This is a genomic window from Herbiconiux ginsengi, from assembly GCF_900107435.1.
GTDB lineage: Bacteria > Actinomycetota > Actinomycetes > Actinomycetales > Microbacteriaceae > Herbiconiux > Herbiconiux ginsengi.
Genome location: NZ_FNPZ01000004.1, coordinates 13555 through 37763 on the forward strand (window position 1 = coordinate 13555; position 24209 = coordinate 37763).

Here is a 24209-nt window from a genome sequence, read left to right on the forward strand (position 1 = left end):
ATGGGGAAACTACTTGTCACCGGCGGAGCCGGGTTCATCGGATCGAATTTCGTTCACTACGTTCTGCGGAACACAGAACACACCGTGACGGTGCTGGACGCCTTCACGTACGCCGGCAACCGCGCATCGCTCGAGGGGCTGCCGAGCGAGCGCCTGACCATCGTCGACGGCGACATCGGCGATGCGGCATTGGTCGACTCACTGGTCAGCGCGCACGACGTCGTAGTGCACTACGCGGCCGAATCGCACAACGACAACTCGTTGCACGATCCACGGCCGTTCCTGGACACGAACGTCGTCGGAACCTTCACCTTGATCGAGGCCGCACGACGGCACGACAAGAGGTTCCATCACATCTCGACTGACGAGGTCTACGGCGACCTGGAACTCGACGACCCGGCACGTTTCACGGAAACGACTCCCTACAACCCGTCGAGCCCGTATTCGTCGACGAAGGCGGCATCGGATCTTCTGGTGCGCGCGTGGGTTCGTTCGTTCGGCTTGCGCGCGACCATCAGCAACTGCTCCAACAACTACGGCCCTTACCAGCACGTCGAGAAGTTCATTCCTCGCCAGATCACGAACGTGTTGCAGGGTCAGAGACCCAAGCTCTACGGCTCCGGCCAGAACGTGCGCGATTGGATCCACGCCGACGACCACTCGTCCGCCGTGCTCGCCATCATCGACGCCGGGGTCATCGGCGATACCTACTTGATCGGCGCCGACGGAGAGAAGGACAACCGATCGGTCGTCGAGTTGATTCTCGAGAATCTCGGCCAGCCGGCCGACGCCTACGACCTCGTCGCCGATCGTCCTGGCCATGACATGCGCTACGCCATCGACTCCACCAAACTACGCACCGAATTGGGCTGGCTGCCGCGCTATTCCGACTTCGCGGAAGGATTGACTGCCACGATCGATTGGTACCGTGGGAACCGGTCTTGGTGGGAGCCGCAGAAAGCTGCCGCCGAGGCGCGCTACGCAATTCAAGCGTCGTGACTTCCACCCGACCGGCCATTCCGGCCCTTCTCGTGAATTGAGGACTGAGTGAAGCTCTCTGTAATCGGCTGTGGATACCTTGGCGCCGTGCACGCGGCATCGATGGCGGAATTGGGGCACGAGGTCGTCGGCATCGATGTCGACCAGCGCAAGATCGAGGCACTCGCCGCTGGCCGCGCGCCCTTCTTCGAGCCCGGGCTGCCCGAGATCCTGACGAGCGCCAGCGCCTCGGGCCGCTTGAGCTTCACCACCGACATGGCGGCTGTCAGCGGCGCGACCGTGCACTTCGTGGCGGTCGGCACGCCCCAGAAGGCTGGCTCGTACAGCGCCGACATGACCTACGTCGACGCGGCGATCGACGGGCTGATCCCGTTTCTCAAGCCAGGCGACCTCGTAGTCGGCAAGTCGACCGTGCCGGTGGGCACAGCCGCGCGATTGGCGGAGAAGATCCGGGCCGCGGTGCCCGGCGCGGACCTCGCCTGGAACCCCGAATTCCTGCGCGAGGGCTTCGCCGTGAAAGACACCATCTCACCCGACCGCCTCGTCTACGGCGTGCCGTCCGACCCTGAGGCCGGTGCCCGTGCCAAGGCGCTCCTCGATGAGGTCTACGCGAAGGCACTCGGCGAGAACACGCCGCTCGTGGTCACCGACTACGCCACCGCCGAGCTCGTGAAGGTTTCGGCCAACGCCTTCCTCGCCACGAAGATCTCTTTCATCAACGCGATCGCCGAGATCGCCGAGGTGACCGACGCGAACATCACCGAGCTCGCGGATGCGATCGGATTCGACGCCCGCATCGGGCGACGCTTCTTGAACGCCGGCGTCGGATTCGGTGGCGGCTGCCTACCGAAGGACATCCGGGCGTTCGGGGCGCGCGCCGAAGAACTCGGGCGAGGCGAATCCCTCGCCTTCCTCAAAGAGGTCGACGCCATCAACCTCCGTCGCCGTCAGCGGGTTGTCGACTTGGTCGTCGAACTGCTCGACGGACAGGCCTATGAGAAGAAGGTCGCTGTTCTCGGTCTTGCCTTCAAACCCGACTCCGACGACATCCGGGACTCGCCTGCGCTCGACGTCGCCGTGCAGCTGCACGGCCTCGGCGCCGATGTGAAGGCCACCGACGTGGAGGCGATCGCGAACGCGCACGCCAAGCATCCGCAGCTCGTCTTCGTCGACTCGGTCGACGAAGCGGTGGCCGATGCCGAAGTGGTGGTGCTCCTGACCGAATGGAAGGAATACCGGGCACTCGATCCCAACGCGGTCGGTGCCCTAGTGGCCGAGAAGCAGATCATCGACGGCCGGAACGTGCTCGATTCGGCCGCGTGGCGAGCCGCCGGATGGACGTACCGCGGGATGGGCCGTCCGTAACGGGGATGTAAACAAATCGACACCGTGGTGCGCGGCGCGATACGATCGGAGCACATCACGGGGGTCAAACAGCGTCGGTTTGAAATCTAAACCGGCGCTGTATTTTTTTGCCCCCGTGTCGATGACTGACGAACTGATGGATGGGGATCCGAAGACATGGTCAGGAAGACACTCGCAGGTTTGATCATCGCGGTGGCCGCTGTGGGGGTGACTCCGATTGCCGCCTCTGCAGCGGTCGATCCGGTGTCACACAGCGAGCAGGCCTCGAGCCAGACCGGTCGCGTGACGCCCGAGGCCGCCGACCCGACCGGCGGAATGATGCCGATCATCGGACTCTGGGCCGGGGTGGGAGTGCTCGGTCTCACGGGCGGAATGGTGACCATCGCGGCCATCAGCCGCAAGCAGAAGCCGGCCGTCTCCCGGGTCGCTGCAGCGATGTCCTGAAGCTCTGTAAAGAACGGCGGTTATTGCTCCGCCATGCGGTCCCGCCCTTGTATACAAGCAGCGTAAAGTGGACGTGTGAGCAATAAAAGCGTCGACGTCGCCCTGATCGGCGGGGGCATCATGAGTGCCACCCTCGGAACCATGATCAAGCAGCTTCAGCCCGACTGGTCGATCATGATCTTCGAGCAGCTGAGCGAAGTCGGCCAGGAGAGCTCGAACCCCTGGAACAACGCCGGCACCGGCCACGCGGCCCTGGCGGAGCTCAACTACATGCCCGAAGCGCCCGACGGCACGCTCGAGACGTCGCGCGCCGTGAACATCAACGAGCAGTTCCAGGTGAGCCGGCAGTTCTGGTCGTCGCTGGTGGCGCAGGGCGTACTCGCGCACCCCGGCTCCTTCATCAATCCCACTCCGCACATGACGTTCGTGCGCGGCGAGGAGAACGTCGACTACCTCCGCCGCCGTTACGAGTTGCTGAAGACGGAGCCGCTCTTCGAGGGCATCGAATTCAGCGACGACCCGAAGGTCATCTACCAGTGGGCCCCGCTCCTCGTGCGCCAGCGCGAGAAGGACGAAAAGATCGCTGCCACGCGCGTGAACGCCGGCACCGACGTCGACTTCGGATCGCTCACGCATCAGCTCATCGACAACCTCGTGCAGAACGGCGCCGTTCTCCGCACCGAGACCGAAGTGAAGAAGCTCAAGAAGCAGAAGGACGGATCGTGGAACATCACGGTTCGCGACCGCGTCGGCAACACCCCGCACACCGTCAACGCGAAGTTCGTGTTCGTGGGCGCTGGCGGACACGCACTTCCGCTGCTGCAGAAGTCGGGCATTCCTGAGATCAGGGGCTTCGGTGGATTTCCGATCAGCGGACAGTTCTTCCGCACCGACAACCCAGCCGTCGTTGCGCAACACCAGGCAAAGGTCTACGGAAAGGCATCGGTCGGCGCTCCACCGATGTCGGTACCGCACCTCGACACGCGTGTGGTCGACGGCCAGTCATCTCTTCTGTTCGGCCCGTACGCCGGATTCAGCCCGAAGTTCCTGAAGTCGAGCTCGTGGACTGATCTGCCCGCGTCGATCCGCCTGCACAACATCGGTCCGATGCTCGCGGTCGCACGGGACAACTTCGATCTCATGAAGTACCTCATCGGCGAGCTGCTGGCGAGCAAGAAGAAAAAGTTGGCGGCGCTGCAGGAGTTCATGCCCACGGCGAAGGCGGAGGACTGGTATCTCATCACCGCCGGCCAGCGCGTGCAAGTGATGAAGAAGGACGCCAAGCGCGGGGGAGTCCTGCAGTTCGGCACGGAGGTCGTGACGGCCGCTGACGGCTCGATCGCGGGATTGCTCGGGGCTTCCCCCGGAGCCTCGACGGCAGTGCCGATCATGATCGACCTGATTCAGAAGTGTTTCCCGGCAGAGTATCCGCGATGGGAGAAGAAGCTGGCCCAGCTCATCCCGTCGTTCGGCAAGAAGCTCAACCCCGACAAGAAGGCCAGCGAGAAGACGATCGCGGCGACGGCGAAGGTGCTCGAGCTGACCCGCTGATCGCGGGCTTGCTCGCGGCTCACACTCGCCGTTCACCCAGGTGGGCTCACCAGGGGCTCGGTAGTATTGCGCAGTGACCGACGAGATGCCGACCCGCCGATCCTTGAAGAACGAAGCCGCCGCGAGCGAGAAGCCGCAGAAGCGCGCTCGACGCCGTCGGTGGCCGTGGATCGTCGGTGGAGTCTTCCTTCTCTTGGTTGTCGTCGGTGCCGGTGCGGCCTGGGTGGGGATGAAGGCGTTCACCGTCAAGGACGAGCTCGAGGCCGCGAGGCCGCTGCTGTCGTCGGTGAAAGACAAGGTGCTCGCCGGACAGGCGTCGAGTGCACAGGGTGATGCCGACGCCCTGGCGGAGCACGCCGACAAGGCACGCGAAGCGGCATCCGACCCGCTGTGGATGTTCGCTGAGAACGTGCCTGTAGTAGGACCGAACCTCACCGCGGTGCGGACCGTTGCAAACACCGTGTCCGATGTGGTTGACCAGGCAGTGGTGCCCGCAGTGGGGTTGGGCGACACATTGTCGCCGGCCGTCTTCAAGCCAGTTGACGGTGCCGTGAACCTGGCCGCGATCGAATCGGTGTTGCCAGTGCTGGAGCAGTCGAGCACTGTGCTGACGAGCGCTAAGGAGAACGTTGGAGCGATAGACACCACATCTCTCATAGGCCCCGTGAAGAGTGCCGTGACCGAGATCAACGGTCTGGTGGGGGAGATCGAGCCGGCGCTGGCCACGGCGAAGTCGTTGGCCCCCGTGCTGCCAGGACTGCTTGGGGCCGATGGGCCGAAGAACTATCTGCTCGTATTCGAGAACTCGGCCGAGGCTCGTCCGTTAGGCGGAATCGCGGGCGCGCAGATCCTCGTTACGGCCGATCAAGGAAAGATCAGCATTGCGCAGCAGACATCAGGACGCGATTTCGCATTCGAATCCGAAGAGTTCGCGAACAGCCACGTTCCGCGCGAGGCGCGCGACCTCTTCTTGGTGCCCTTCGGAGTCCAAAGCCAAAACAACACACTGACTCCTCGAGTCGATGTCGCCGCTGACCTTACGCGATCGATGTGGCAGAACCAGCGAGGCGTGACCGCAGACACAGTGATCTTCATCGACCCGTTCGCTCTGTCGTATGTGCTCGCGGCTACCGGTCCGGTGGCGCTCCCCGATGGGTCGACCCTGTCCGCCGACAACGCTGTGGACGTGTTGATGAACGGCGTGTACCAGCAATTCAACGGCCCACCGAACGGTGATTCGCCCGGCCTTCAGGACGCCTATTTCACGGGAATCGCAGGAGCGACCTTCGGGGCGATTATGAACGGGAACGTGGACGTCCCCAAGTTCATTGAAGCAGTGCAGAAGGCCGGGGAGGAGCGGAGGATCGTCGCATCCAGTACGGAACCAACGATCCAGGATCTCTTGGGCGAGGCCGGGCTGACGGGGCGGATGCCTCAGGAGACTGACTCGGCTCACCAGGTCGGCGTCTATTTGAGCGATTACCAAGGCTCGAAGATGGACTACTTCCTCCGCACGTCGGTAGCCGTGGGACAGCAACAGTGCGCTGACGGCTCTCGCCGCCTGCGCGTACAGATCTCTGCGACCAATGCGCTGGACCCAGCGGCCGTCGATGGACTCTCGATCTACGTGAGCGGCAACAGTGGTAACGGATTCGGGGTGCCTGTGGGAGATCTGCGCGTCTTCACGTACGTGTACGCGCCAGTGGGGTCGAAAGTCATCGATATCACCGGCAGCACGAGCCAGCAAGATTCACTGGTCGGCGCCGACCGTGAATATCCTGTCGCGCGCGGCGTCATTCAGGCTGCTCCCGGCGCGACGCAGACGGCGACCATTGACATCGACGTGAGCGGCCTGCCGGAGAAGCAGATCGAGACGCTCGTGGGTCCGATGCTCTCCAACCCCGAAATGTCGGAGTTGCAGTTCACCTGCTGATACGTGGATCATGCCTCGGACCGAGACGGCTAGGCGAAGCAGAAGGACGTCCGTAGTTGTCCAGGAGCCGCACCCATCTGCTCGTGTCGGGATTTCCATTGGTGAGCTTCGCCACAGGTGTTGGGTTGCGCTAGAGTCTCGGTCATGGGGGAAGAGAATGAGGTCAGTCGTCGTGCCGCGCTCTCAGTTGCTGGGGGGCTTGCGGCAACAGCCGCTGTAGCCACCGCGATCGGATCTGCTGATGTCCGGGCGTGGGCTGCGCCCGCGGTGCGGCAGGTGATTGGGGTGCCGGCGGCTGCGGCGTCGACCAATGCGTCGGTGACGATCACTCTCATCAGCCCGACACCGTTCGAGGCATCGAGTGACCCGAATCAAGGAAACTCGATGCTGATCCAAATCACGAACACGGGCGGGGTGGCGTTGGACAATTACCTGCTCGCTGTCCAATACGGGGGGCCTGTGTACGGAATGGGCGTGATGCCCTCCGAAACGACACTCGAGATTGCCGGCACGACATACCCGCTCTCGAATCCTACGTTCGTTGACCGGTCGGTGTTTGAGTCACGCCTGTACGAGAACACCGCGGGGCTGGCCGAGGACGGAGTGGACTTCGTGGCCGTGAGAATTACGGGCTTCATCGAGGGGGGCGGGTACAGCGAGAACTGTACTCTTAGCGTCTTGCTAGGCGACCCATACGCGGAGTTCCCGAACTTTGAATTCATTGGGACCAGCCCGCAATTTGTCATGAAGTTCGTGCCGTAAGCGGTCGATCCGGTTGCTGAGTGCTTCGTGCTGTTGTGCAGTTGTTGAGGTGTCGTTCGCAGCCATAGGCTGGCGAGCATGGGAAGTTCGGGGGAATCGTCCACACGTACGCGACGCAATCTGCTGATCGGGGGCGGCCTCGCTGTCGCAGGCGTCGCGCTGGTCGCTGAGCCGGCGCACGCAGACGTCGAGTACATACCGACGACGGAGAAGGGCGCAGCTTCCGGCGTTGCGACTCTCGATGGCGGGGCGAAGGTACCGGCTACGCAAATACCTGACTCGGTGAAAAGTCGCAGTGGCAGCAAGCCCGTTGGGCAGGGTGAGCAGGTTTTCAACGTGCGCGACTTCGGTAACGCCGTGTCACCGGGTTACGTGGTCGGTTCGGGCGGCGATGACACGCTCGCCTTCCAGGCCGCAATCGACACCTGCTACAACTATGGCGGCACGGTGTTCGTGCCACCGGGCAACTTTCGAGCCGAGAACCTCGTCGTAACGCGCTTCACCGTGCTCGAGGGGGTCGGATCAGGCTCCCGCTTCGGCACCACGAACGCTGGTCAGGGCTCATCCTCGTCCATCGTGCGTCCCACCGGCTCTGACGGCACCGCGCCAATGATAACGGTCGTCGGGCCCGCATCGGGGCTGCGCAGAATCTACGTGAACGGCGCGATTCAGGGCGCCCCGACACCGACGTATGGCACCGGGCCGGGAATCATCATGCAGGGTTTCGAGAGCATCCTCGACGATGTCAGGATCATCTACGTCGACGGCATCGGCATCGACGTCCAGCGAGCCAACAACCCTCGGTTCACAAAGATCCGGGTTGACAACTGCGGCTCGACGACCGAGGCGGCTGTGAAGATCTGGTCGAGGAGCCGCACCGCCACGACGCCCAACCTGGGCTCGAACGAGACCAACACCGTCGACTTCTACGACCTCACGATCGAACGATCGAGGAACCGGGCGCTCGACATCGCATACGGCACGACCCAGGAGTACTGGGCCGAGTGGATTCGCTTCTACGGGCTTCATATCGAATCGTCCTACCTCGACCATGCCAACGACGACCCGCTAGTCGCGATCGGCCAGGTGCGCGGCATCGAGTTCTACGGAGCGATGATCTACGGCGGTCCAGGCCGGATTGTCCGGCATCAAGTCCGCGGGGTCACTACCGACCCCAATACGACGACGCTTCGCAGCTACGGAAACGGCGGTATCCGCTTCATCGGTGGGTCGATCAACGGATCTGATGCCACCATCGACGAGGATGGCGCCGGTAATCCTGTCACCGCCCTGCCGACTCCGGTTGCCTTCGACCTCGTAGCCGGTGGCGACTTCATGGTGATCGGCACCCGGATCACACGCATCACCACTCGGGTGTTCTCGGTGCAGACGGCCTACGGTAAGTACAGCTACCGTGACCTCCACACCGACCTGTACGACCCGAACAACAGGCTCGGCATCGTCAACGCCGGGGTCGAGATCGTCGGCGCTCCTACTATCGCGGCGAACGGCAGCGCGGGCGTCAACGCAGCGTCGATGAATACGCGATCAGATGACGTCTCCGGGCGCGTGTTCTTCGGCACGAATGCGTCGCCGACGGCGGGGATCATGGTGACCGTCACCCGGTACCACAACGACGGACGGGACTTCACGATCCAGCTGACACCCAAGACAGCGGCCACCGCGGCACTCGGACTCTATGCGGCAGTTCAGGCTGACAAGAGCGCCTGGACGATACGCGCCGCAAACCCACCGGCTGCATCCCAGGCTGCCACCGCGTTCCAAGTGGACTATGCGCTGACACCCGTCGGTTCCGGGTCGATCTAGAATCCATGCCGTTTCCCTCGGATGCTGTGCCGAGCAGAGAGGTACGTCGTGGCTCCGGCTCACCTGCTGATCGGCGTGGGGCGGCGGAGCCAGGCGATCGCGATCACGGCGGCGAGCATTCCGATAGCGCCGCCGGTCGAGTTCGCGACGACGTCACGGACTGTGGCGTAGCGGTCGGGCAATAGCAGGTACTGGTAGAACTCGATCGAGACCGAGAGCGCGGCGCAGACGAAGAAGGCCGCCCACCACCACCGCGGGCCGAACAACAGGGCAACCAGCAGGCCCAGCGGGATGAACATCGCGATGTTGGCGCAGAATTCGACGACGTTGTAGTTCACGAACTCGGGGAGCCCACGACGATGCAGCGCACCGAGCACGCGAAAGATCAAGCCGCGCGAGCTCTCGTCGACCGGTGTCGGCCACGCCACCACAAAGAGCACGGCGAATCCGTACAACACCAGGAGCACGGTCGCGATTCGCCGTACTTTCGGGGATCTGTACAGGATGCCTCCTCGGGCTGACCTCGATCCTATCGAGGCGCCGCTGCGTGGGTGCTCAACCCAACACAATCTCCTCACTCCACCTCGATGTAGCGCTGAAGGGCCTCGCGCACTACGTCGGTGAGGGTGCGCCCCTCGCTCTCGGCTTTCGCCATCGCAGCGTGGTAGAGGTCCGAGGGTATCCGGAATCCCCTGATAGGAGTCTTGGGCAGGTTTGGCACGAGGTCATGATGGCACGAACACGGCGAGGATTCCTCTGGTTACCTGTAACAACATTGAGTATAATTCAGGTATGACAGAACGAAAACGTCGCGTGATGCCACATCCGACCGTGCGGTTCACTTCCCGCCTTCGCCGGTGCCGGAATTGCGGCATCCGGGTGCGGCGTGAAGACATGGTCTACAACGCCCGTGCGTGCTCGGAGGACTGCGCCGATGAGCTCTGGATTCAATCGCAGGACTGGACGGAATAGAGGGCCGGCCTAGTCGACCTCACCCAGCACCGAACGGGTGGCCGCGATGACGCCCTCGGGGTCGGCGGCTGACAGGGAGGCGCGCAATCGGGGGCGTGGGCCGGCCGTGAACGTGAGAGTCGTGGGTGGTGGGTGTCCGGGATCCACCGGCCACGGCTGGTCTCTCCTGCAGTGAAAGAGACGAGAAGCGTCTCGAACTATGACGCCTCTTTGAGGGGAGCCTGTTGGCGATGGGTGGCGATGGTTTGTTGTTCGTGCGTGATGACGGCAGCGGTCCAGGCGGTGCAGGCTCCGAGGACGAGGATGATCGAGACGATCGCGCTGGTAACGAGCTGAGCTCTGGATTTGGGTCGTGCGGGCATGAGGTCGGTCATGATGCTGGTTCCTGAGGTGACGCGGCTGTGGCATCGGTGGGGGAAGATCGGTCTGAGGGAGTCGGGTCGGTTCCGTCGGTAGTGTCTGGGTGCAGGGCTGAGTTGAGCGCCGCGAGGACGACGATGAGGTCCGCTAGTTCCCGGCGGGGAAGGCGGTGCAGGCTATGGGTTTGCTGGTCGCGGTCGTGTGAGATGGTGAGGGTTCGGTCGGGAACATTGATGCTGATGGTGGCGCGCCCAAGTTGCCACAGCTGTGTTTGAGCGCGGCCGTTGTGACGGATTCCGGCGTACACCCAGGTGTCGTTGATATCCAGCCACAGCACGGTTGCGAGCTTGCTCCGCCAGGGGACCGGCCAGGGAATCCGGCGTGCACGGAACGACATGGTCGTCATCGCCGTGCCGCGCGGCAGCCAGTCGTGCAGGTCAGCCATCACCCTCCTCGGCTTGTGTGGTCACCCGTTCGCGCAGCGGCGATCAGGTCCTGCTCGATGCCCGCTTCCGGGCTTCTCATGCGCTTCGGCGGCGCCGTCTCCTGATCAGCACGACGATCAGGATGCCGAGGACAAGCCCGATGATCGCGCCAGGCAGCACGGCGAGCAAAGTGAATGGTCCGTCCGGGCCAGGCGCGGCGGAGCGGAGTGTCACGAGTGTGTATTTCGGGTCGAGGTTCTCGGGCACATGCTCGGCGATCACCGCGGTCCAGGCGTTGGCCTCGGCGGCTGCGCCCTCGAAGTTCCCGCCGGTGGTGCGGACGGTCAGGATCGGGGTCGTGCCGTCGGTGACAAGCGTCATCCTGCCGGCGAGGTCGCCGGCGGTGGCTGACGTGTTCAGACTCTTCGCGACTTCCTCCGCGGCGGCGTCCGATCGGGCCGCGGTGAGGAACGTGTTCTCCGACACCGAGATCGCGGCTTTCTCCACCGCTGCGGTGGATGCGTCCGATGAGCTGTTCTCCGGGGTGAGTGTGAGATAGCTGATGGTCTCCGCGGTGTGGTGTTGGCTCTCCGCCACGATCGCTAAGACTCCGTTGGCGATGGCACCCAGCAGGGTGAGGGCCACGATGATCGCGGTGGAGTTCACGCGCCGCCGCTTGGGCCTGCTCCGCTCGGGGGTTGCTGCGGCGTCCGTCGTGGTCATCTTCTGCCTTTCGGGCGTGGGGAGTGTGTTTCGTTTAGGGCTGTACGGCGAACGCGATGATCGTCAGCGTCACCGCGGCGATGGCGGACACGACCAACGTCGTGACCTTGACTGCGACGAGAAACCGGGGGTTGGGTGTCCGGCGTTCGTGGGGAGCGGTATTCGTTGTCATTTCGGGTACCTCGGGCGAGAGTGTTCGGGTTCGAGTCATGGTTCTACGTCTTGTGTTGCGTGGTGGCCGCCCACTTGGGGATGGGGCGGCCACCACCGGGACCGGGGTACCCGAGCCCGGTCCCTGCCCGGCTGACCCAGCCGGGTGTCGGTTCCGGAGTGGATGGGGGTCCTGCCGCGGAACCGGGTCATGCGGCCGGCGGTTATCGAAGGGGCGGGGCTGATGCCGGGTCGCTGTCCGGAGTGTCAGCGGTGTCGGCGCGCGATTCGTTCTTGAAGATCCGCATCGATTGGGCCATGGATTTGCTCAGGGCAGGGAGCCGGGTGGCGCCGAAAAGCAGGAGGATCACGGCGAGGAGGATCACCAGGTGCCAGCCGTTGAGGTTACCGAGCATCATGTCTCCAGAAATGGGCGGCCCCCAGACACGCAAGTGGCGGCCGGGGGGAGTGGCGCTGATTGAGCCCCGTGAGCCGGGCTCCAGCCACACCCTAGAGGTCCCATTACCCGCCTTGTGGGGTGCGGCTGATTTTGGAGCGGAAACAGTCTGGCAGAGGTTTCGTTTTCGGCCGGGATGGGCGTGATGGCTTGTCTGAGCTGCTTCGAAGGATGCAAGAGAATGGTCATCTGGACCGTGAACCATTCTGGAACTCCGTCCGGTTGCTGGTTCCCTTCCGAGACGGCTCGGGGCATGGAAGGCGTTATGGAGGTTTGGCTGGCGTGAGTGGTTCGAGGTCGATTGCGGAGAAACTCGCTTCAGCGGTCGCCGCGGATGACTGGGTTCTGGTCTTTGCTGTGTTCGATCAGTCGTGGAACGAGTTGTTTCACTCGCATCCTGCGGTGTTGTTGGATGCGCTGGAGCGGATGCCGGATGCGGTGATCGATCAACAGCCGAAGCTTCGCCTGGCGATGGAGTACATCGGCCGCAACGTGAAGGGCGAGGGATACTCGACCTCCTACCGCAACTCGGTCACATTGCCGGACCATCTGGATGCCGTCAATCAGCTTGCCGCGTGGACGGCGCAGGTGGCCGGTGCCAGGGAGTCCGGACGTTCGGCAGAGGCAGCGCGGCTCGTGGCCGGCGCCCAGACATTCCTGAAGCAACAGCCCACCGAGACGGAGCCGTTGCTGGCCGCAGCGTTGCCGGAGTTCCATTTTCAGTGGGGGCTCGCTCTGGAGCTTGCTGGTGATTTCGATGGGGCGATGGCGGAGTACAACGGCGCCTACGACTGGGCGGTATCGACCGATCACTGGATGATCGAGTCCAGCGCCGCCGGTGCGATCGCCTTTCTCCATGCACTGCACGGCCGGAATGCCCTCGCCACCGCGTGGCGTGGGCGCGTCCCGGACGATTCGGTCGCCGGTTGGTGGTCCACCGCTGCCGCGATCCCCGCACTCTTGGCGGATGCGATGATCCGGCTGGACAGCCTCGACTTTGTCGGCGCAGCCCGCGCGATGGAGCAGATCACTCCGGGTAGTGCGGCGGAGCGGTGGGCTCCGTATTTCTTGCTCCGCGCCGCGACGGAGACGCAACCTGCCCGCGTGCGGGTGGTGATGAGCGAACTGGATTCGCATCTCGAGACGATACCCGTGGACCGCCGCGAGTCCGGATCCAACGGCGAGTATCTCGCATTGACGCGGATCATCTTGAACCTCGCCCTTCGCCGTCCGATCGGCGAAGAGACTGCTTTCGCCGGTGACAGGCCGACCGCGAAAGCGTCACTGCTTCGCCAGTACGGCGCCATTCTGCGTGCTCTCCGGCTCCAATCCGCGGGGAAGATGAAAGACGCCCGCCGTCTCGCTGCGCCGCTTCTTCGCACCGATGGGTCCCGGCCTCGGGTGCTGATCGGAGCGTTGGCCGCCAGCGGCGATGAAAGCAATCCGCAACTGGAGGAAGCTGCGGAGCTGGCCCGCGCACACGCAAGCTTCGGCATACTGGCCCTTGCGTCTGCCAGCGTCCGTTCCCGCGTCGCCGAGTTGCTGCCGAGCACAAGCGCCGTTGCCAAGGCGCTGACTCACGTCGATGCCGAAGACGCACGTCCGGCAGGGCTGGCGTTGCTCTCCGCTCGGGAACGAGAGGTCGCCGAACGTGCCGCGACCGGAGAATCGGCCACCCAGATCGCGGCGTTCTTACACGTCAGCCCGAACACGGTGAAAACACAGTTGCGGGCCAGTTACCGCAAGCTCGGGGTCAAGAGCCGCGCCGAACTGTTCGAAGCACTCCACCACGTCAATCGCTGACCGAGCAGACCGGATGTGAGCACCCGCCGGAGAAGTCTGAGGGCGGGCCGCAGAAGGACGTCAAGAAGGGTTACGAAGGCGCTAAGTAGCTTGATTTCCTAGTAAAATTCCCTAAAGTGGCGGCTCCGAGGGGCGCCTCCGCGGGGAGGTTGGCGATGGAGCAGATACGGCTCATCATCGGTGACGCAACGTGGGATCTCTCCAGCGCGCAGGACCTCGTGAAGCTTCGCGAAGGCATCTCGGCAGTGATGGCTGCTGATGGCGGTTTCCTCGACTTCGTGGATTCCAGCCACACGCTTCGCAGCGTCGTCGTCACTCCCTCGCTCGTGGCGACCGTGAAGATCATCACGAACACCGTCGACGAGCCGTCGAGTCTGTCGCTCCTGGTCGTGGTGGCCCACTCCACACTCTCTGAACCAGTTGCATGATTTCGGCAGGGTCGCTCATTCTGGGTCGGAATCCGTCGACGATGGTTTCGTTTTCCGCGCCCCGGCCGTGGGCCGGGTGATCTTTGTGCCTCCATCGGGTGATTTCGGGTGCGCGCAAGGGTGAACTGTGCAGTGTGCAGAGTGGGGTTAGCCGTTTGGGGCTCCTGGCGGATGCGCTGGGGAACGAGTAGCCCTGGAAGGATGGCACCGCCTGATGACTCTCCGCCGCCGAACCATCGACCCGGCGGCACAGGTGCAGCGTGGGGTTGCGTTGCAGGATTCTCCAGCGTATGACTGGTTCGCTCAGCGCGGCACCGTCGTCGAGGGCTCTTATCCGTTCCGGGTGTTCGCTGACACGGCACGCGGTGGAGGCTTGGAACTCGCGCGGATCTGGCACACCTCGACATCTCTGACCCGAGCCACTTCTGCCGGAACCGGCGACGGGCTGACCGTCCTGATCCAGGTCGAGGGCGACGCGCACATCACGCTTCCGGATGCTCAGTCGCCCATGCCGGTCGGATCGATGGCGCTGATCCCAGACGGTGTGGCGTATGAGCTGTCCTCGGACAGCCCCGTGGCCCGGGTGGAGATTCGATTGCGTCGCACTGCCGGTCTCGTTCCCGGCGGAGACGCTCGGCTCCTCTCGGAGAGCCCGTATATCCGGGTGTTGCTGGCGACGATCAATGCCGCACTGTCCGCGCCACCGGTCGACCCGACCGGTCCGGGATTCGCGCACGTGGAGGTCGCTGCCGGGCACCTGATCGCCGCGATCGCCAGCAGCCCGACATCGGCGACCGCTTCGTCGACCGACCCGGACATGCCGGCGAACCTGCGGCGGGGTGAGGCGGCGCTGTTCGCCCGGGCCAAGGCCGTCATCGAACGTGACAGCACTGACGCGGATTTCCGGGTCACCGGCCTTGCGGCCGAACTCCAGGTATCACCGGCGTATCTGCGACGGGTGTTCGCCCGAGCCGGCACCAGCCCGTTGAGAGAGATACGGGAAGCGCGGGTGCGCACGGCGCTGACCCTCCTGGCCGAGCCTGCCGGCGCGGACGTCGAGCGGGTGGCCCGGCTAGCCGGGTTCCCGAGCGCCCGGAGAATGCGGGAGACGATCACCGAGAGGAAGAACACGAAACCCCACCCGACAGGGGCAACTATCATCGATCTCACTGGCCTGTTGGATGAAACCGATTTGGAAGGCCGGGAGCTCTCGGGCTAATCTCGCCCTTGACCGCACGACCCCACTCTGGGGGATCACGAGGGTGCGATCGGTCACCGTGTGGTTTCGCGCCAAGCGGTGACCATGGGGGTATCTGATGACAGCTGATTCGGCGCGCTCCTGGCCGCGCCACGGCAGAGGGAGCTCCCCGCTCGAGACCCTGACTCACGCTGTGCTGGGCGAAGACTGGCAGGCGGTGCTGGTTCTTCTGGGCGCTAACTGGCCTCACTACATGAACCGGCACCCGGCCGAGCTCCTCGATGCCCTCTCTGCGCTGCCGGCTGCGGTGCTGGCGGAGAATCCGCGGCTGAAAGTGGCCCGCGAGTACGTCGCTCGCACCCTTTCCGCCCAGGGGCGTCCGCTCGTGTTCCGGGAGGCGGTGAGCAGCGACATGCTTCGCACTCCGCTGGACCGGTGCGCCGAACTCACCGCGCAATCCGTCGCGCTCCGGGCTGCCGGCCGGTTCACCGACGCGGTCGCCATGGTGGACACTGCCAAAGAGGTTCTGGCGGGCCTGCGGCATCAGGAGCTCCAGGATGTCGCTCGGGCACTCCCCGAATTGCGATACCAGTGGGGTCTCACCCGTGAACTCGCCGGGCAGTACCACGCCGCATTGACCGAATACACCAGCAGCTTCGACTACGCCACCGCGACCGAACACACCAGGATGCAGGCCATGTCCGCCGCCAGCGCCTCATGGATCCACGTGCTCGCCGGCCGCACCCGCGCCGCCCGGCAATGGCTCGATCGCATACCCCCGTCCACCCCCGACGACTGGTGGCGCCACCGCACGCCCGCACCCGCACAGTTCACCCGCGCCATCCTCGCCATCGATGCACTGCAGCCCGAGACCGCGGAGCACCTGATCGACCAGGTCGATATCCGCCAATCCGCCGAGCATTGGGCGCCGTACCAATTCGTCCGCGGAGTCGTCGCCGTCTATCGCGGCGGCGCCCGCACCCAGCTCGCTGAGCTGGAAGCCTTCATCGCTGAGATCCCCGAACAGCAAGCCGCGACCGGCGGCAATGCGGCCCTACTCGGCCTCACCAGGCACACCCTCTTCACCGTCTTGGGTCAATCCGCCAACGCCCACAACGCCCTCCACGACGACCGCCTCACCCCGGCCGGGTCACTGCTCACCCAGCTCGCCGCCGTGATCGAAGCCCGCTGGCTCGCCCACAACCACCAGTTCGCCGCCGCGCGAAAGTTCGTCGTCCCTCTGATCGGGGCCGCGACAGCGTACCCGCGGGTGCTCGTGCCGGCTCTGTTCATCGCCGGCATGGCCTACCGCGCCGACGGCGACACCACGACCGGCAACGAGTACATCATCGACGCATTGAACCTCGCCCCCGCCTACGGCCTCTTCGGCAGCATCACCACCAACATGCGCAATGTCATCGATGACATGATTGCCGAAGGTGCTCTCGACCCGGCCGCCGCCGACCCGATCCGGCACGCCCCCGCCTCCGGCGTCACCGGCAGCCCATTCGTGGCCCTCACTCCCCGAGAGCATGAAACCGTCACCCACGCGGCAGCAGGCGCGACCGTGACCCAGATCGCAGACGCGATGTTCATCAGCCCGAACACCGTCAAAACACTCTTGAAGAACGTCTACCGGAAGCTCGGCGTCCACACCCGCACCGAACTCACCACTCTCGCCCACGCGCACGGCTACCCGCCCTTCACCCGCCCTGTGCCGAAAAACGAAACCGGTACAACACGGGAACCGCTCCAAAACAGGCTTCGGCCTTCTCGACACCAGTAGGGGATCGCCATCATCGGGAGCAATACCTGTTACCGAGCCGAAGGACAACCCCGTGAGCGACGAAATCAAACGAGTCCCCGAGAACGCCCCCGACTGGACCATCCCGACCGACCTCGGCGGTGTCCCCACCGCCCCCGGCGTCAAAGGCCCTGGTAAGGGTGGGCCGAGCCGCCGCACCGTTCTGGCTGGCGCGGCCTGGACCGTGCCCGTGATCGCCCTGGCCGTCGCCACCCCACTCGCAGCCGCCTCCACCTCGGAGCTGACTCTCACCTTCGTCAACGGCCCGTACTCCGCCGTCGCTTGTGGACCTCTGGATGACATCACGATCCACGCGGCCCAGGGCGGCGCCCCCGCCGCTGGCGCCCTCGTCACGGTCACCCTTCCTGCCGGGATCACCTGGTCCGACGGGACGACCGGGCCGCGAGTGATGACCGCGGATGCCAGCGGCAACGTGGTCCTCACCGGGTTGAAGGCGCCGAACCAGAACGGTGACTTCGCTCTCGTCGCTCAGAGCGGCACCGCGACCGCGACCACCGTGGTTACCAGCGTCGGCGCCGACCGTGGCGTTATCTCCACCTTCGGCGGCAGCTTCCTCCCCTCCTTGCCGGCTGGCGTTCTCATCGAGGAAATGGAGACGAACACCACCAGTTCAGGCGTTTACACGATCATTCGGGGGTCTGATGGCAATGCCTACGTCTCCTCGCTGGCCAATGGTGCGTCCACCTGGTCTGCCTGGTCGAAGAGTGTGTCCTCGCTCGCTGGATCGATCACGAATGTCGCGATCTCCAATCAGGGATTGACGAACGTTCTAGCAAGCGATACCCAGATAAGTCTGTTCGGTGCCGGTACGACGTCGACACCGCTGCCGGGTGGTGCGACCATCCAGGAGCTTGAGAGCTACACCGCCGCCGGGCCCGTCGCTGTGGCGGTGGTGCTCGGTTCAGACGGGCGGGCGTACTCGAACAGATTCGTCAGCGGTGCCTGGTCGGGCTGGGCGCCCACTGCGTTGGCCGGTGCGACCCATATCGCGGTCAGCGAAACGGGTAACGGGGCGGTCGTCTCGAGCTCGAACAGGGTCGCCCCTGTCGGTGGCGGCGCAGCGTCCCCGGTGCTGCCGGGTGGTGCGACGATCCAGGACGTCACCACCAACGTGAACGCCAGCGGTGTGTACGGTGTTGCCGTTACCGGTTCCAACGGCCAGGCCTACACGGCCTCCTACAACTCGACGACCGGAACGTGGACCAACTGGACGGCCGCGACATCGTCGCTGAGCGGTTCGATTCAGCACATCGCGCAGTCCAAGAGCACCGGCACCAACGTGTTCCTGGGAAGCAGCAACCGGGTCAGCCTCTTCGGTGCCGGCCCGACCACCCCGCCGCTGCCGAACGGCGCAACCATCGTCGACATGGAAGGAACCACGGTCGGTGGTGTCCCGTCCATCGCTGTGCTCGGCTCCGACGGCCGCGCCTACAACTCTTCCTTCCAGAACGGCGCCTGGACGGCGTGGACGGCATCCCGAACGGGGCAGTCGAACCTCGAGTTCATCTCTCGCTCCGAGACAGGCGCCGTGACGCTGGTCGCGGGCAACCCGCTCTGCTGATTCGACCGTCCCACGAAGACCGCAGGGCCCTCGCTGTTTCCCGCCGTTCGGCGGGGCAGCGAGGGTTCTCGCAGTAAGGAGGGCTGATGGGTGCTTTCGCCGTGTTTCCGCTGTTGACCGCGGTTCCGTTGCTCGTCGCCGGTGTTGCGAAGTTCCGTGATGTCGCCGACACCCGGGAGACCCTTCGACGGTTCGGGTTCCCGGGGGTGGTGGTTCCGGTCGCTGCCGTCCTGGTGCCGGTCGCGGAGGTCGTGGTCGCGCTGGTGCTGCTGCTCGGTGGCCCACCGATTTTCGTGGTCGGTGGTGTCGGGGCTGTGGTGTTGACGGGTGGGTTCTGTTTCGTCGTGGTGCGTGCGCTGCTCCGGGGTGACGATTTCGATTGCGGGTGCTTCGGCAGGTGGGGTCGCACCCGCATCACTCCTCTGCTCGCGGTGCGGAACGCGGCACTGTTGCTGATCGCGGTCGCGACCGTCGTGGTGGGTGTCGGTGGTTTCCCGGGGGTGCCGGTCGTCGTGTCCGGCGTCACGGCATCCGGAGCGCTGTGGGCACTCGCTCTTCTCGCGGGGATGGTGCTGACGGCGCTCTTCATGGCCGCTGCGACGTCATCACCGCGCACCGAACCGGCGGGCCCGACCCCCGCCCAGGGGAACGCCGCTGATTCGGAAGTCGTGACCGCCGACGGGCGGGTCGTCCGGGTGCGGGATCTCGCCGTGCGGCGACCTCATGTGCTGGTGTTCGTCCAGCCCGGCTGCGCGAGTTGTGAGACCATCCTCGACCAGCTCGCGACCAGCCTTCTGGATGACTCGGACGTGCGGATCGCGGTGTCCGGAGCCAGGGCTGTCTTCGAAGCCGCCCGCCCAGAGTTGGCGCCGCTCGCTCTCTACGCGGTGCAGTCGACCCGTGCCGCCCTGGGCATCCACCGGACGCCCGCCGCGGTGACCGTGGGTCTCAACGGTGTGCTGGGCGCTCCTGTTGCGGGGGCGGCAGCCGTGACACGCCTCCTCGCCGATCACGCGACCTTCGCGCAGTCCGGTTCCGGCGGAAGAGCTGTGCCGTGATGCGGGCCGACCGGCGGCATGCACTCCCGGCCCGGGCGTCGGTCACGCTGGTCCTCACTGCCCTGCTGATCGCTGGCATTTCGCTACCCGCCCTCCCGTTCCAGGGCACGGTGACTGGTGCGCCGAGCGCCCAGACCGACAGTGAGCCGGCGTCGCAGCAGCTGACGACCGCTGCGATCCAGGGGCCGGTGGTCACCCGTGACGACTACACCGTCAGCGTCAAGCCGGAGTCGCCGGCCGATGCGGATGCGGCGCGGGCGGAACGGTTGGCGCAGTTCGCGGCGCTCGTCGGGTATCGCACCGCGCCGACGTTCATCAACTATCCGGATAGTGCGGTGCAGTGGCCGTTCCCGGTGGGGGTGCCGATCAGTGACGGGTTCGGGCCGCGGGCCTCACCGGGTGGTATCGGGAGCACGAACCATAAGGGGGTCGATTTCGTGCCGGGCGATGGCACCCCGATCAACGCTGTCGCGGCGGGGGTTGTGTCGCGGGTGCAGCGAACCGATCAGGGTGGTCTCGGGGTGTTCGTGGTGATCGATCACGTGATCGATGGGCAATCGGTGAGCAGCTGGTACGGGCACATGCGGCAGGGTTCTCCGGTCGTCACCGAAGGGCAGACGGTGTATGTCGGGCAGCAGATCGGGTTGTCCGGTAACACCGGCACCTCGACCGGCCCCCACACCCACCTCGAGATCCACCTCGGAGACATCCCGATCGACCCGATCCCGTGGCTGCAGGCCCACAACGTGCCCCCCGCCGTGGGTGCCGACCAGTGGTGAGGACCGGCCTGGGTGAAGTTGTGATTTCTCGCGTCACGATTCTCAGGAGCGGTGGTCTCTTCTGTTGAGAAGCACCTGTTCTCGCCCGGTGGGCGGGTGCGGCGGCTTCTTTCCGATGACGGCCCGAACGTGGAACCCCAATTCTCGTTCGGGTGATCCCGGTGAACGCCCCAACGTTCCCGGGTGAGGCCGGGATTCGGGTACCCGGCCTGGTGGCCGCTCACACCCCAAGGTGAGCGGCCACCGCCTCGGTAGAGGTGACGCCTCTGCTGCCCGTAGAAGAAGGACTCAGGATGAACAAGGCTCCGGTCGGCTCCGAAGCCGAATACCGTGCCCGCCGCCGCCAAACAGTCGTGGTGAACAGTGTGCTCCTCGGAGCCTGCGCGATCGCGGCGGGCGGCCTGACAGTCATCGCGCTCGCTCTTCAACCCTGAAGGACCACATGCAGATCGTCAACGTGCTCATCGCGATCGCGCTTGCTGTGAGCTTCTTCATCTTGGTGGGTGTGCTGATCCACTCGATTCGGGCTCACCGTGCCGCCACAGCGCAACTCGATGCCGCCTGGGTCGTGCTGGAAGCAGCCCACCCCGAACTCTTTCCTGGCGCCACGCACCCGCCATTTCCCGACACCACCACCTGGTGAGAACGACCCGAAATGCTCAGAGGAGGTGCCCGTGCGCAGCTCGCCGAACTCGAAGCATTCGTTGCCGACCTCCCGGCCATCCCGGCCGGATCGCTACTGCGCCAGCTCGCCAGCTCGCCAGCTCGCCAGCTCGCCAGCGCGATCGAAGCGCGATGGCTCGCATACACAGGGCGGCTCGATGCCGCCCGCCGGCTCGCGGTTCCGCTCATCGCGACTGCAACCGCCTACCCCCGCGTGCTCGTTCCCTCTCTCTTCATCGCGGGTAGGGCCCACCGGGCAGAGGGTGATACCGCGATCGATACCACCCTCGCCGATCTCATCCGGAACAGCAGAGACCGCACCGGAAAACGCTGGACTGTGCAGGCTCCATCAGTCGTTTCGAGGCGGATGGGAATCCGCTCCGTGATGAGATCGGTGAACAAGACGTCCCAACATCCTCCACTCGGATTAGACGGTCATCCCGAAGTGACCGGGCTCTTGGCGCGCGCGGTCGTGCGGTATCGCCCGGGCGGGAGGGATCGTTCGCGGTGGAAAGCGCGGCTGAAGGCGTAGACGGAGGTGTATCCGATGTCGGCGGCGATGGCCTCGAGAGTGTCGTCGGTGTCGCGGAGCCGATGGGCCGCGAGATTCATCCGCCAGCGAGTCAGGTACTCTCCAGGCGTGGTTCCGGCAAATGTCGTGAAGCGGCGGACGAGGGTCTGCTTGGATGTCGCGACCTCGCGGGCCAGAGCTTCGGTCGTCCACGGGTGGCCCGGGGCTTCGTGGATCCGGGTGACGGCCTGCAGCAGGAGCGGGTCGCGAAGGACTCCCCACCACGAGGCATCGGCCTCCGGAGAGGCGGCGAGCCAGGTGCGCAAGAACTCGACGAGGAGGACGTCGACGAGCCGGTCCACGACTAGATGGGTGGCGAGTCCGGGGCGGGTGAGCTCTCTCCCGAGGAGTCGGACGATGTCGGTGAGATTGGCGTCGAGCTGCTGCGCCCGGAAGTGGATCACGGGCGGGAGGAGAGCGAACACGGGCGTGGATCCGGCCGGGTCGTGGGAATACGAGGCGCCCAGGATCAGGGTCTGAATATCGCCCTCGCCCAGACGCAGGACGTCGCCGTGACGGCGGGCCTCGTCGGCGGCCGCCATGTCGCACGAGTGGATATCGACACCCGGTGCGCTCGACAGGGCATGAGCGGCGCCGGTAGCGAGGAGCACGACGTCGCCGGACATCAGGAGCCGCGGTGCGTCGCCCTCGACGGTCAGGTAGGCGATGCCTGCGGTGACGGCGTAGACGACCGCGTCCCGGTCGCGGACCCATTCGATGCCCCAGTCGCCGGCTGCTGCGATCCGCGCGCCAGCACTGCCTCGGACGCCGGAGACGTCGAGCACATCGGAGAGGACATCCATGCATCGAATCTTATGGGCGCACGAGCTGGAATGACCAGGACTCGGCGCTCAGTGGTCTTATCGGATATGTTCCTGGCGCCTTCGGGCATTGAGCGTGCCATCGAGCGCTTCTAGCGTTGATGTCGTCCGAGGCGCACGCCTTCGGCTGAGAAGACACGAAAGAAGAAGCCATCATGAGCACGACCGAAGACACCGTCCCCGACGGCCTGATGCCCGCCGACGTCCTCGCCTCCACTACGCCGGTGGCCGTCTACGGCTTCGCCCGCGCCAAGGCCGGCAAGGCCGAGGAGCTGGAAGCGGCGATCCGGGCGATCATTCCGACGGTTCGCGCCGAGCAGGGCTATGAGCAGTACTGGGTGCACGCCCCGAAGGAGCAGCCTGGCGCGTTCGCATTTTACGAGCGTTGGTCGTCGGGGCCCGACATCGCGCGCCACGTGCAGCAGCCCCACATGCAGGACTACTTCGGCAAGATCGCCGACCTCGTCGACGGCGACCTCGAAGCCGAATGGCTCTGGCCCCTCAGCGACTGAAACTCGACGTCTCCGATGAGGAGCTGGGCGCCGACGACTCGACCAGACAGATGTGTTCATTCGAAACCTCCGTCACGCGTGGTGAGCAGAAGACGCGGACGTCCGCAGACGTTCGATCGTGAGAGACCTGGTTGAGTAAGCCCAGTGGCTGATCCAATGGAGGCGCGACATCGCCTGTCGGCCGCCTCCGGCCAATGCTAGACAGCAGTGGCCGGAGGCGGCGCCGGTAGATCAGTTGACGTTCAGCAGCACCTTCATGGCTTCTATTTCTGCGGTCTGGCTGGCGATGATGTTCTGCGCGAGCTTCAACACGTCAGGGTCCTGGCCGTCAGCGACCTCGGATTGAGCCATATCGATGGCGCCTTCGTGGTGTTGGATCATCTGGTCAAGGAAGATGCGACCGGCGTCGGCGTCGTCGGCGGAATCGAGCGCCGTCATGTCGTCATCGGACATCATGCCTGATCCGTGTCCCATCCCATCCGTCATCCCGTTCTGATCTCCGACTCCCCATGCATCGAGCCAGCCTCTCATCTCGTTGATCTCGGGCTGCTGGGCGTCTTTGATCTTCTGTGCGAGCGCGGTGATCGCAGGGTCGACGCCATTCTTTCCGAGGACCAAGTCGGACATTTCGATGGCTTGTTCATGATGGGGGATCATCATCTCGACGAACATCACGTCGGCCATGTTGTAGGTGGCATCGGTCGTAGAAATGGTTCTCGTCGGTGCGGGTGTCGCTTCGTGCCCCATTCCAGGCATGGTCGTCGTGGTGGTGCATCCCGCGAGCATGGCAACCGCGACGGCTGCGCCGGAGGCAAGCATGATGGTGCGAATCTTCATTGTTCTCTCTTCTCGTGATCGGATCGGTTCTTCGCTGTCCTCAGGGATCGCGCACCAGAGCGGCGCGATCCTGAGTGCCGATCACGTTCGACTTATGGAGAGAACGACGAGAGACGGAGGCGGCAGGGAAAAGCCCCACCCCGGAGAGCGGAGATGGACAAGAAGTCGTGTCTCAGGTAAGTCGA

At 64.8% G+C, this 24209-nt stretch carries 25 protein-coding genes; 17 read left to right on the forward strand and 8 right to left on the reverse strand.

Features of this window, described 5'->3' with window-relative positions; translation table 11 throughout:
- The 7 genes from rfbB to BLW00_RS16545 all read left to right on the forward strand — a co-directional run bounded on the left by rfbB (position 1) and on the right by BLW00_RS16545 (position 8881).
- The gene (rfbB, locus tag BLW00_RS16515; RefSeq protein ID WP_092556244.1) at positions 1-999 is read left to right on the forward strand and encodes a dTDP-glucose 4,6-dehydratase; all 999 of its coding nucleotides are present in this window, start codon (positions 1-3) and stop codon (positions 997-999) included.
- 48 nt (positions 1000-1047) lie between these two features.
- Positions 1048-2364, forward strand: a complete 1317-nt coding sequence (locus BLW00_RS16520; RefSeq protein ID WP_092556246.1) for a UDP-glucose dehydrogenase family protein — start codon at positions 1048-1050, stop codon at positions 2362-2364.
- A 156-nt stretch (positions 2365-2520) separates the two neighbouring features.
- On the forward strand, positions 2521-2808 hold the full coding sequence (locus BLW00_RS16525) for a hypothetical protein (RefSeq protein ID WP_092556248.1): 288 nt from the start codon (positions 2521-2523) through the stop codon (positions 2806-2808).
- Positions 2809-2883: 75 nt separating this feature from the next.
- Positions 2884-4359 carry a malate:quinone oxidoreductase gene (locus BLW00_RS16530; protein ID WP_092556250.1) on the forward strand — a complete coding sequence of 492 codons (1476 nt, stop codon included), beginning with the start codon at positions 2884-2886 and terminating at the stop codon, positions 4357-4359.
- A gap of 73 nt (positions 4360-4432) precedes the next feature.
- Positions 4433-6292 (forward strand): DUF4012 domain-containing protein, encoded by a 1860-nt coding sequence (locus BLW00_RS16535; RefSeq protein WP_092556252.1) that lies wholly within the window; start codon positions 4433-4435, stop codon positions 6290-6292.
- 144 nt (positions 6293-6436) lie between these two features.
- Positions 6437-7054: a hypothetical protein gene (locus BLW00_RS23040; RefSeq protein WP_139256758.1), complete on the forward strand. Its 618-nt coding sequence runs from the start codon at positions 6437-6439 to the stop codon at positions 7052-7054.
- A gap of 78 nt (positions 7055-7132) precedes the next feature.
- On the forward strand, positions 7133-8881 hold the full coding sequence (locus tag BLW00_RS16545) for a hypothetical protein (protein ID WP_139256759.1): 1749 nt from the start codon (positions 7133-7135) through the stop codon (positions 8879-8881).
- A gap of 59 nt (positions 8882-8940) precedes the next feature.
- On the opposite strand, the gene BLW00_RS16550 is transcribed toward BLW00_RS16545, so the two are convergent.
- From BLW00_RS16550 to BLW00_RS16565, 6 genes are all read right to left on the reverse strand, one after another.
- Positions 8941-9348: a VanZ family protein gene (locus BLW00_RS16550; protein ID WP_092556258.1), complete on the reverse strand. Its 408-nt coding sequence runs from the start codon at positions 9346-9348 to the stop codon at positions 8941-8943.
- 702 nt (positions 9349-10050) lie between these two features.
- Positions 10051-10227: a hypothetical protein gene (locus tag BLW00_RS23535; RefSeq protein WP_175494330.1), complete on the reverse strand. Its 177-nt coding sequence runs from the start codon at positions 10225-10227 to the stop codon at positions 10051-10053.
- Positions 10224-10658, reverse strand: a complete 435-nt coding sequence (locus BLW00_RS16555; protein WP_092556260.1) for a hypothetical protein — start codon at positions 10656-10658, stop codon at positions 10224-10226. The genes BLW00_RS23535 and BLW00_RS16555 overlap by 4 nt, the downstream gene beginning before the upstream one ends.
- Before the next feature lie 76 nt (positions 10659-10734).
- The gene (locus BLW00_RS16560; RefSeq protein ID WP_092556262.1) at positions 10735-11361 is read right to left on the reverse strand and encodes a YveK family protein; all 627 of its coding nucleotides are present in this window, start codon (positions 11359-11361) and stop codon (positions 10735-10737) included.
- A gap of 34 nt (positions 11362-11395) precedes the next feature.
- A complete protein-coding gene (locus BLW00_RS23540) occupies positions 11396-11533 on the reverse strand; it encodes a hypothetical protein (RefSeq protein WP_175494331.1) in 138 nt (45 codons plus the stop codon).
- Between the two features lie 202 nt (positions 11534-11735).
- Positions 11736-11930 carry a twin-arginine translocase TatA/TatE family subunit gene (locus BLW00_RS16565; protein ID WP_407650976.1) on the reverse strand — a complete coding sequence of 65 codons (195 nt, stop codon included), beginning with the start codon at positions 11928-11930 and terminating at the stop codon, positions 11736-11738.
- A 320-nt stretch (positions 11931-12250) separates the two neighbouring features.
- Between BLW00_RS16565 and BLW00_RS16570 the strand changes: the two genes are divergently transcribed.
- From BLW00_RS16570 to BLW00_RS16605, 9 genes are all read left to right on the forward strand, one after another.
- Entirely contained in the window at positions 12251-13771 is a 1521-nt protein-coding gene (locus BLW00_RS16570) for a helix-turn-helix transcriptional regulator (protein ID WP_175494332.1), read from the forward strand.
- A gap of 155 nt (positions 13772-13926) precedes the next feature.
- The gene (locus BLW00_RS16575) at positions 13927-14199 is read left to right on the forward strand and encodes a hypothetical protein (RefSeq protein ID WP_092556266.1); all 273 of its coding nucleotides are present in this window, start codon (positions 13927-13929) and stop codon (positions 14197-14199) included.
- 214 nt (positions 14200-14413) lie between these two features.
- Positions 14414-15418: an AraC family transcriptional regulator gene (locus tag BLW00_RS16580; protein ID WP_092556268.1), complete on the forward strand. Its 1005-nt coding sequence runs from the start codon at positions 14414-14416 to the stop codon at positions 15416-15418.
- Positions 15419-15590: 172 nt separating this feature from the next.
- The gene (locus BLW00_RS16585) at positions 15591-17183 is read left to right on the forward strand and encodes a helix-turn-helix transcriptional regulator (protein ID WP_092556269.1); all 1593 of its coding nucleotides are present in this window, start codon (positions 15591-15593) and stop codon (positions 17181-17183) included.
- A 52-nt stretch (positions 17184-17235) separates the two neighbouring features.
- Positions 17236-18783: a hypothetical protein gene (locus BLW00_RS16590; RefSeq protein ID WP_092556271.1), complete on the forward strand. Its 1548-nt coding sequence runs from the start codon at positions 17236-17238 to the stop codon at positions 18781-18783.
- An 86-nt stretch (positions 18784-18869) separates the two neighbouring features.
- On the forward strand, positions 18870-19841 hold the full coding sequence (locus BLW00_RS16595; RefSeq protein WP_092556273.1) for a MauE/DoxX family redox-associated membrane protein: 972 nt from the start codon (positions 18870-18872) through the stop codon (positions 19839-19841).
- The gene (locus tag BLW00_RS16600) at positions 19841-20620 is read left to right on the forward strand and encodes a M23 family metallopeptidase (RefSeq protein WP_092556275.1); all 780 of its coding nucleotides are present in this window, start codon (positions 19841-19843) and stop codon (positions 20618-20620) included. The genes BLW00_RS16595 and BLW00_RS16600 overlap by 1 nt, the downstream gene beginning before the upstream one ends.
- A 293-nt stretch (positions 20621-20913) precedes the next feature.
- Positions 20914-21054, forward strand: coding sequence for a hypothetical protein (locus BLW00_RS23545; protein ID WP_175494333.1), 141 nt, complete (start codon positions 20914-20916; stop codon positions 21052-21054).
- Between the two features lie 8 nt (positions 21055-21062).
- Entirely contained in the window at positions 21063-21263 is a 201-nt protein-coding gene (locus BLW00_RS16605) for a hypothetical protein (protein ID WP_092556277.1), read from the forward strand.
- A gap of 455 nt (positions 21264-21718) precedes the next feature.
- Here BLW00_RS16605 and BLW00_RS16610 read toward each other — a convergent pair whose 3' ends face one another.
- Positions 21719-22657, reverse strand: a complete 939-nt coding sequence (locus BLW00_RS16610; protein WP_092556279.1) for an AraC family transcriptional regulator — start codon at positions 22655-22657, stop codon at positions 21719-21721.
- A 173-nt stretch (positions 22658-22830) separates the two neighbouring features.
- Between BLW00_RS16610 and BLW00_RS16615 the strand changes: the two genes are divergently transcribed.
- Positions 22831-23187, forward strand: coding sequence for a putative quinol monooxygenase (locus BLW00_RS16615; protein WP_092556281.1), 357 nt, complete (start codon positions 22831-22833; stop codon positions 23185-23187).
- Between the two features lie 231 nt (positions 23188-23418).
- On the opposite strand, the gene BLW00_RS16620 is transcribed toward BLW00_RS16615, so the two are convergent.
- Positions 23419-24024, reverse strand: a complete 606-nt coding sequence (locus tag BLW00_RS16620; protein WP_092556283.1) for a DUF305 domain-containing protein — start codon at positions 24022-24024, stop codon at positions 23419-23421.
- Positions 24025-24209: the final 185 nt, after the last annotated feature.